Origin of the sequence: Ruminobacter amylophilus (genome assembly GCF_900115655.1) — a bacterium.
Taxonomy (GTDB): domain Bacteria; phylum Pseudomonadota; class Gammaproteobacteria; order Enterobacterales; family Succinivibrionaceae; genus Ruminobacter; species Ruminobacter amylophilus.
In genome coordinates, this window is the sequence record NZ_FOXF01000070.1 from 1 (window position 1) to 9,139 (window position 9,139).

The 9,139-nt window shown below is 40.0% G+C and carries 8 protein-coding genes; 7 read left to right on the forward strand and 1 reads right to left on the reverse strand.

Features of this window, described 5'->3' with window-relative positions; all coding sequences use genetic code 11:
* The first annotated feature begins 340 nt into the window (after positions 1 to 340).
* From BMY80_RS11235 to BMY80_RS11265, 7 genes are all read left to right on the forward strand, one after another.
* A complete protein-coding gene (locus BMY80_RS11235) occupies positions 341 to 1,363 on the forward strand; it encodes a LysM peptidoglycan-binding domain-containing protein (protein WP_245730170.1) in 1,023 nt (340 codons plus the stop codon).
* A 152-nt stretch (positions 1,364 to 1,515) separates the two neighbouring features.
* A complete protein-coding gene (locus BMY80_RS11240; RefSeq protein ID WP_093143744.1) occupies positions 1,516 to 2,127 on the forward strand; it encodes a DNA topoisomerase family protein in 612 nt (203 codons plus the stop codon).
* A 113-nt stretch (positions 2,128 to 2,240) separates the two neighbouring features.
* Entirely contained in the window at positions 2,241 to 2,747 is a 507-nt protein-coding gene (gene purE / locus BMY80_RS11245) for a 5-(carboxyamino)imidazole ribonucleotide mutase (protein ID WP_031580049.1), read from the forward strand.
* 6 nt (positions 2,748 to 2,753) lie between these two features.
* Positions 2,754 to 3,332 carry an L-threonylcarbamoyladenylate synthase type 1 TsaC gene (gene tsaC, locus BMY80_RS11250; protein WP_093143745.1) on the forward strand — a complete coding sequence of 193 codons (579 nt, stop codon included), beginning with the start codon at positions 2,754 to 2,756 and terminating at the stop codon, positions 3,330 to 3,332.
* Positions 3,325 to 4,137, forward strand: coding sequence for a shikimate dehydrogenase (gene aroE, locus BMY80_RS11255; protein ID WP_093143746.1), 813 nt, complete (start codon positions 3,325 to 3,327; stop codon positions 4,135 to 4,137). Before tsaC ends, aroE begins: the two co-directional genes overlap by 8 nt.
* A gap of 39 nt (positions 4,138 to 4,176) precedes the next feature.
* Complete coding sequence (locus tag BMY80_RS11260; protein WP_093143749.1) at positions 4,177 to 4,941, forward strand: class I SAM-dependent methyltransferase; 765 nt, start codon at positions 4,177 to 4,179, stop codon at positions 4,939 to 4,941.
* Between the two features lie 265 nt (positions 4,942 to 5,206).
* Positions 5,207 to 8,506, forward strand: a complete 3,300-nt coding sequence (locus BMY80_RS11265) for a tetratricopeptide repeat protein (protein ID WP_093143752.1) — start codon at positions 5,207 to 5,209, stop codon at positions 8,504 to 8,506.
* Positions 8,507 to 8,588: 82 nt separating this feature from the next.
* Here the strand turns inward: BMY80_RS11265 and BMY80_RS11270 are convergent, their stop codons facing one another.
* Entirely contained in the window at positions 8,589 to 8,900 is a 312-nt protein-coding gene (locus BMY80_RS11270; RefSeq protein WP_093143755.1) for an RsmD family RNA methyltransferase, read from the reverse strand.
* Between the last annotated feature and the right edge of the window lie 239 nt (positions 8,901 to 9,139).

Sequence of the window (9,139 nt, forward strand, 5' to 3'; positions counted from 1 at the left end):
TGAGCTGTTGTTTTAATTTTAAGATGACCAAGTTTCGCATTATGCAAAAAAATGCATATAAAATTGTATTTTAATTCTAAATTGTGATCGATAATTTAAAAAAAAGTAGTATTTATTGCTACTTAATCATTAAGAATTTAATCTATTAGATACTATGATTAAATTAGAGTCATTTTGGTGATCTTGCAAGATTGGTTGATGCTGACATTGACGGATTTCATGCTGGGATGCGAATGACTGAAGAAAAATTCGTACAAGCTAAGTGTTGATTGTTTGTACGGCATGGACTGAATACAAAGTAGCAGGGATCAGTATGATACTTAAAAAATTAGGAATTTTTATGGCTTCAGTGCTGTTAGCAACAGCATCTATGGCCGATACATTGGAAGTTAATGAGAATCATCCTACCAAATATGTAGTTCAAAAGGGCGATACTCTTTGGGATATCTCAGGAAAATTCCTGAAAAAACCATGGTACTGGCCAAAGATTTGGAACGTTAATCCTCAGATTGACGATCCGCATTGGATTTATCCTGGTGATGTTCTTACTTTGGTATGGATTGACGGTAAGCCTTACATTAAGCGTGAAGCAACTACCCAGAAGGGCAATCCTATTCCGACTATTAATGCCGAGGCAATTAAAACTTTCTTAAGAAATGATGTTATTCTCCCTTATGATCAGGCTCAGCTTGATAAGTACCCATATGTTGCCGGTAATAACGAAGAACGCCGTTTGTTTGCTGAAACCAAGGATGTTTATGTCAATGGTAAGTTGAATAAGGGTCAGCAGTATGGTGTTTATCATAAAGGTCAGGCTCTTATAAATGACGAAGGTAATAAGGTTGCTTATCACGCTATTTTCACCGGTGTAGTAGTGGGTGGCGATCAGTACGGTAAAGACGGTAAGTTTAACAAGAGCTATCTTGTTAAGAACAAGACAGCTGTTTCAAATGGTGATTATGTATTACCTATAGATGATAACGGCTATGGTCTTTATTTTGTTCCTAAGGCTGCAACTGTTGATACAACTATCATAGGTCTTGCAGAAGAAAGTAGCGGTGTTGCAGCAATCTATGACACTGTTATTATTGGAAAGGGCAGTAAGGACGGCGTATCTGTTGGTGATGTGTTCTCAATCAGCAGAACCGGAGTCAAGTTAGTTGGTGAGACTGCAGATGACACCTCATATGCTACTATGGCCGGTGCAGGAAGAAGACTGGTTTCATCTTCTGATAACGTATTACCTGATGATGTTATAGGTCAGGCTTTGGTATATCGCACATATGATAATGTGGCCTTAGCCATCATCATGAATAGCTCCGATCCTGTATTCAAGGGATACAAGTTGGTTAAACCTGAATAAAGAAGCTGTTATCTGAATTTATTTATGAAAAAGAGTGTGTCTAGTTGACACACTCTTTTTTATTTATGCTCTTGTTATAAGAGCGTAAGGTCAGATACAATTTGTTTAAAGTAGGTTTTTGAGTATTATTGCTAAAATTTTTTGTTGCGGATATGGCTATTACAGATAATTCTTTATTTTCTGCAGACTGTAATCAGAAGAGTGATGATAAATCTCAGCATGACGCAGTTGATCCGACAGACAGTAAGTTAAACGATGATAGCGACAATTATGGAATATGTCCGGAATGTGGTGGCGCGTTAAAACTTATTGCTACACGAAGAGGACTGATGCTTGGTTGCTCGGGATATCCTAAGTGTCGTTATATGACTCCATTTGTTATTAAACAGGTTGTCACAATTGAGAGAATGCTGGAAGGTACTAAGTGTCCGGAATGTGGCTATCCTATGGCTGTAAAAAGCGGTAGATACGGACAGTTTATCAGTTGCAGCAATTATCCTGAATGTCATTACGTGTTTAAAGACAGACAATCGGATGATATTCCTTGTCCTGAATGCGGTCGAGGTGTTCTTCAGGTACGAAAAACCAGATTTAATAAGGTATTCTGGGGATGCAGTAATTATCCAGACTGCAAATATAATCTGGCTCATCAACCAGTTAGAAGAAAATGTGAAAAATGTGGATGTGAAGTTCACATAGTAAGAAAATTAAAAAATGGTAAAAAACTTATCTGCGTGTTGTGCGGAAACAGAATAAACGCATAACATTAAGACATGCAGCAAAAAAGCCCAGAGCCTAATTTTATGATAAAATTGCAAAAGGGTGCGTCAGGTACGCATTTGTTTATATATTTACTCTTGATAACTGGAGTTTTGCCGTGTCTAAAAAATTTGTATCTATTTTAATGGGATCAGATTCCGATTTACCTATTGTTCAGAATGCCATAGACGTACTTAAGGATTTTGGCGTCAAAGTAGAGGTGAAGGTTACTTCTGCTCATAGAACTCCTGAAGATACCCACAATTTTGTAACTGATGCTGAAAATCGCGGTTGTGGCGTGTTTATTTGTGCCGCCGGACTTGCAGCTCATTTAGCCGGAGCTGTTGCTGCAATCACAACAAAGCCTGTAATTGGTATTCCTGTAGATTGCGGTCCGCTTAATGGTGTAGATGCTCTGTACTCAACTGTTATGATGCCTGGCGGAATTCCTGTTGCTACCGTTGCCATTGGAAAGGCCGGGGCCAAAAATGCCGGGTTCCTTGCTGCACAGATTTTGGCAGTATCAGATGAAGAACTTTCTGTTAAGGTAAAGGAACAGCGTCGTGAAGCTGCTGATGCCGTAAGAGCAAAGGATAAGGCTCTTCAGGCAAAACTCGCCGGCTGATTTACAATGGACAATACGGATAATTTACAGAAAGCTGTTAACGTATTGAAGCGTGGCGGGGTAATAGCATATCCTACGGAATCTGTTTTCGGTATAGGCTGTAATCCTGCTGACGTTAAAGCTTTGGCTAGAATTCTGGAACTAAAAAAAAGAAATCCCAATAAGGGACTGATTATTGTTGCTGCTGATTATGAGCAGGTTCTTCCTTATATTGATGTCAGCAGATTGACTGAAATCAGTCACGAACTGATGTCAAAATACTGGCCAGGGCCATATACTCTGGTTCTTCCTGCATCGCCATCTCTTCCTGAATTACTTACCGGAGGCAGAACATCCATTGCCATAAGGGTAAGTGCGTGTCAGGCTGTTAAAGAACTTTGCAAAGCTTACGGAGGAGCTGTAGTTTCTACAAGCTGCAACATAAGCGGTGAAAATTCTCTTGACTCATATGATGCAGTTGTATCTGGCTTTGCAGATAAACTGGATTACATTGTGTGTGGAAAAACGGAAGGAAGATCGCAGCCCAGTGTGATAATTGATGGCTTAACAGCAGAAGTTTTAAGAGGAAAAGTTACAAATGGATAAATATGCGGTGTTGGGTAACCCGATAAATCACAGCCGTTCTCCGTTTATTCATACAATGTTTGCCGAGACAACTTTGCAGAATATGGAGTACGGCAGACTTTTATGTCCGCTGGATGATTTTAAAAATACCGTGGACAATTTCAGAAGGGAAGGTGGTAAAGGTTTAAATGTCACGGTTCCTTTTAAAGAACAGGCTTATGCGTATGCTGATACGTTAACTGACAGAGCTTCAAAGGCAGGTGCAGTTAATACAATCAAGTTCTGTGATGACGGAACTGTTGTCGGGGATAACACGGATGGCGCAGGTTTTATCTACGATATAAAGCGTCTAGGATGGAATTTCGCCGGTAAGAGAATTCTTATTCTTGGAGCAGGCGGCGCAGCCAGAGGAATCATAGGGCCGATTCTTGATGAATCACCAGAAGAAATTCTGCTGGTTAACAGAACCTTGGAGAAAGCACAACTGATTCAGAAAAATTTCAGTCAGTTAAAAGTAGCAACTTATGAATCATTAACAGGTGATGACATCAGCTATGACGTGATTATTAACGCTACGTCTCTGAGTCTGAGCGGTCAGCTTCCTCAGATGAATGATTCCCTGTACAAGGGAGCTTTGGTGTATGACCTGATGTATGGTAAAACTGATACCACGGTTTTTACAGAATATGCGAAAGAACATGGTGCGACTCAGGTTTCAGACGGCCTGGGTATGCTCGTCGGACAGGCGGCATTGAGTTTTAATCTCTGGCGCGGAGTATCTCCCGATCCGGCTCCGGTTCTGAAGGCTCTGAGAGAAATTTTATAAAAAACTTAAAAGTCCATCATTACCGAAATAGGGATGTTAATGAATTCTGAAGATGTTTATAAACTTGAAGTAATTGTTGAGGATGAGGTTCTTGCCTCATTCTGTCAGCGTGAACTTGATGCATGCAGAAAGATTTTATGCTCATCCCCCTTGTTTATCAAATTATCAGAAGGAATGGTCGGGCTGGGTAATTTAAATGAACCTAAACAGGGACTTGTTTTCGTCGATTTTGTCGGTGGTACCATGGCTCATCGCCGTCAGTTCGGAGGAGGTAAGAAATCTGAGGCTGTTGCTCGAGCCTGTTTTGGCAATATGAACAGTCCTGTGATTTTTGATGCAACTGCGGGGCTTGGCAGAGATGCTTACGTAAATGCATATCTCGGAGCCAGAGTTCATCTGTTTGAGCGCAATCCTGTGGTAAGACTTCTGCTTAAAAACGGTTTAGACAGGGCAATGTCCTCTGATAATTCGGATTTTTTCAGAGAAAGAATGATCCTCGAAGATGTTTCTACCATATCAGAATACTCTGGCGATGTTGTTCCTGATACCGTTTATCTTGATCCCATGTATCCGGAAAGACAGAAGTCTGCATTAGTAAAGAAAGAAATGAGAACTTTTCACGAACTAATCGGTTGTGATGAGGATCGTTTGGAACTTCTTGATGATGCTCGAAAAATTGCCGGCAAAAGAGTCGTTATGAAAAATCCGAAATGGGCTCCAATCCTGAACGAAAAAGTCCGTACTGCAGAAGTGGTTACCAAAAATCACCGTTTCGATATTTACAGTCCTTTGTTACGTAGGTAACCGGAAGCTGTTTGTCCAGTTTTCCCAAAAAATCATATTACTCCCTGACCGTAGACAGCTGCTGTACAGAGGGATGTTCAGATATATAATCTGTCTCTTTTTTAGGTTAGGAACCTCATAAAATTGACATTAAATTAACATGTGATGTATCTCCTTGTGATAAGATTTTATAAGGCCTTTTGTATTTGTACCGATTTCTTCAAAAAAGCCTGAGGGAAATATAGGTGCATTCGTATAGATATCTTAATATTCAGTAGGACTCGTTATGCAGCGGGAAGGTTCGATAGCAGACTCATCTTTACTTTCAGAAGCAAGAGCTTTGTATCGTGCGGGTAATTGTGAGGAAGCAGCATCTTTATTCAGACAATGCAGAGGAAACGATTGTGCTGAAGCGTTATTTTTTATCGCCAGCATGATTTTGGATAAATCTATTAATCCCAGAACTTCAGAAGATCCTGAAAAGCTGCTGCAGAAAAGTGCCGATTCTGGTTTTTTGCCCGCAAAATATCGTTTGGAAAGCCTTAAAGAACACCAGGCCAGCATCGATGATCATTTAGCTAAAGAGAATGAAAAAATAACTCCCCCTCCGTCTTTTTCTGAGGATGACATCCTTAAAAATAATGGTGAACTCAGTCTGGAACGAAGAAAAGAATCTGTCCTTTATTACGCCAATCAGGGATATGTAAATGCCATGTATGAGTACGGCATGATTAATCTTGATGAAGAATGTCGTGACGTTAAGGTAGGGGCTTTTTGGCTGGGGCGTGCTGCTCAGAAAGGGCATGCAATGGCTCAGTATGAACTGGGATGTCTCTATTTAAAAGGCGATGGGGTTCCAAAAGATGATTTAATGGCACTTCTTTGGCTTGGCAGAGCAAGGGAGCAGGGAATTTACAGGGCTCATTGTCAGCTCGCAAAGATTTACACTGATCGTAAAAATAAGTTCTACTCACCTGAAGAAGGTGTGAAGCTGTTAAATCAGGTTAAGGAATTGTGTCCTGAAGCCTATATGATGCTGGCTCAGATTTATCTCCGAGATGACATCGTTCAATATGATGCCCAGAAGGCAAGAGATTACCTAGAGAAGGCAAAATCAGAAGGTGTTCTCGGTGCTTATGTTGAAATCGCCAAGCTGTATATTTCTGAAAGAAGGTACAGTGAAGCTCTGCCGCTGCTTAAACATGTTGTTGACAGACAGGATGGAGAATCTCTGTATCTTTTGGCTGTTATTTTTGAAAGATTCAGTGAAAACAGAGATCTGGATAATGTCATAGACAATATTGATAACGGTAGACAGGAAAATGACGAAAAAGCTCAACAGATTAGGAATGAGTATTCCAATGAGAATGCAGATACGGAATCAGTATTAAAGCACAGTGAGAATAACGTTCAGGAAAACAGTGCTTCAATTTCAAATGACAAAAAATCTCAGAATTCAAATCAGGATTCTTTGGTGACTGATTCTGTTATAGAAATGTTTGCCGGAATTATAGGTGACATTAAAGATAAGTGTTATTCGGATATTGCTTTTGAGCTGTTTAAAAAATCTGCAGAACAGGGATTTACAGATGCTCAGTACAGACTTGCCTGTATATGTAACAAGAAGGGCTTGTCAGACGAGGCGGCCAAATGGTATAAAAAGGCCGCTGATAATGAACATATAGCGGCTATGTATGATTATGCATGCATGCTTAAAGATTCTCTGGATAACGAATCGATCCCGTCATATTCTCCAAAACCTGGAGAGACCGGCAGAATGCCTAGTTCTTTCAAGCTGGTGCAGCAGTCACCGGATAGGCAGCACGGATATCGTTATCTGAAGGAGTATGATAACTACAAACCAAAATACCACGAAGCATTTGAGTATATGAACAAGGCAGCTCTCGGAGGGGAACCAAGAGCTCAGTATCTTGTTTCTCAGATGTACTCTAAAGGAGAAGGGGTACGACAGGATTTTGCCCAATCGATACTATGGTGTGAAAAAGCGGCAAACGGCGGAGATCTGGATGCTCAGCTGTACATGGCGGAAATGTACGACAAGGGGGAAGTTCTTGATGTCAATCTGCAGAAATCTGTTGAGTGGTATCGTATAGTTGCTGATAAAGGTAATGCAAAGGCTTCTTTTAAACTTGGAAAAATGTATTTTGACGGACGAGGTGTTCCGCAGGATTATGCCAAGGCGTTTTCTTTGTACACGAAAGCGGCTGAAAAAGGATACATTCCGGCCATGGAATCTTTGGCTGTGTGTTATATCAATGGCCGAGGATGCAGTCGTGATGAACGGCAGGCAGAAAAGTATTTAAGTATGGCTGTAGAGAGAGGCAGCGATAATTCAGTGGAACTTTTGGCTTCTCTTTACATGAATGCAGACAGTAAAGTTCATTCTTCAGCCAAAGCAATGAATCTTTTGGAAAAGGAGGTATCCCTCGGACATACTCAGAGTATGTTAATTTTAAGCAGACTTTATCTTTCAGGTGATGAGGTGCCTAAAAATATCAGTAAAGGTTTGAAGCTGCTTGAAAGAGTAGTTGCGGAAGGCAACAGGGAAGCTCTGTATGAACTGGGAATGATCTATTACGAAGGTAAAATAGTTGACAGAAATTATCGCCGTGCTGTTGCTCTCATAAATGATTCCGCACAGCAGAATTATGTTAAGGCGCTTTATATGATGGGTATCTTCTGTTACCGGGGGATCGGCATGATTTCAAAAACAGGGGATGCTTTTGATTATTTCCGCAAAGCCGGAGAACTTGGGTATATAAAGGCCTATCTTGCCCTAGGTCAAATGTATGAAAAGGGAATAGGCGGAGTTTGTGATTATCATGAAGCGGCAAATTACTACCGAATTCTGATAAACGCAAATTATGATAAAGCATACTCTCTTCTTGCAAATCTGTATCTTCGTAATAGTTCAAATATACAGATAAATTATGATGAGGCTGAAAAGTGGCTTTATATCGGAGCCAAAAAGAATATTCCTGAGTGCTCTTATCGTTTAGGTATCCTGCACATGGAAGAAAAGGTACGAGACAGTTCAGTGGATTTGGGGCTGAAGCTTATCAGGGATGCCGCTGAACGTAATTATGCCGAAGCTCTTTACTATTTGGCATGCCTTTTCACTGAGGGAAATCTTTTTCCTAAGGATTATTCGAGGGCCATCAGTTATCTCCACAGGGCCGTTGGACAAAACCATCTGAAATCCACAACAATGCTTGGTAAGATGTATCGTTATGGTCTGGGTTGTGAAATTAATAACTTCAGTGCCAGTGATTTACTGTCCATAGCAGCAAAGTGCGGTGATCATGAAGCGCAGCTTGAACTGGCCAAAATGTACAGAGACGGTGCTGGTGTGGATAGAAGCTATGTTGACGCGTACATGTGGACTGTCCTTTGCCTGTCATGCGACAACACATACAGAGATGCAATAAACTTCAAAAACAGTCTGCTTTCGCATCTGAGTCAGCGAGAATTAAAGAATGGTCAGATAATGGCTATAAAGTATCTTGAAATAATAGAGGATAATCGTAATAAACACAGCGAACAGACAGATTTGTGTCAGGCATAGTTTTCTTTAACATGACTAACGGTATGGGTTTTTAGTGAATATTTACATACCGTTTTTGATTGAAACTGTTGCGAAAATATTGCTAACTGTTGCTACCGCTGTTTATTTCATATAGTGAATATGTCACCTGGCCCGCGTTTCCTGATTTAAGAAGGTGGTATTTTTCAGGAAGTTTAAGAGCATTTTCTTTTTCATGTTCTATGTATACCAGACATCCGTCAGGTGCAATCGAGTCATTGATTAATTCTACTGCTTTTTCAAGCAGTCCTGTTCTGAAAGGTGGATCCAGGAAGATAATGTCATATAGAACTTTCCCAATTAATAATACTATATAAGATGTGCAAATATTGAGCACATCTTGTTTCAATATCTCATTATTTACTCCATATACCAATCAACAACATAACTTCCTCAGTTTTCAGGTAGATATAAAGCCTGTTTTCTCCCTAAAAAAATTAAAAAATATCGACAAAATTGTGAAATTTTTCTTGAATATAGTCTAATTATAACTTATAATTAGACTATATATTTACGGAGTTTGATATGCCAATACCTAGAGATATTCTTGATGTAGAAAGACCTAAAAATACTGTTGTTATTGTTTACGGAGTAAATAAAGATAAGTACGCTGTC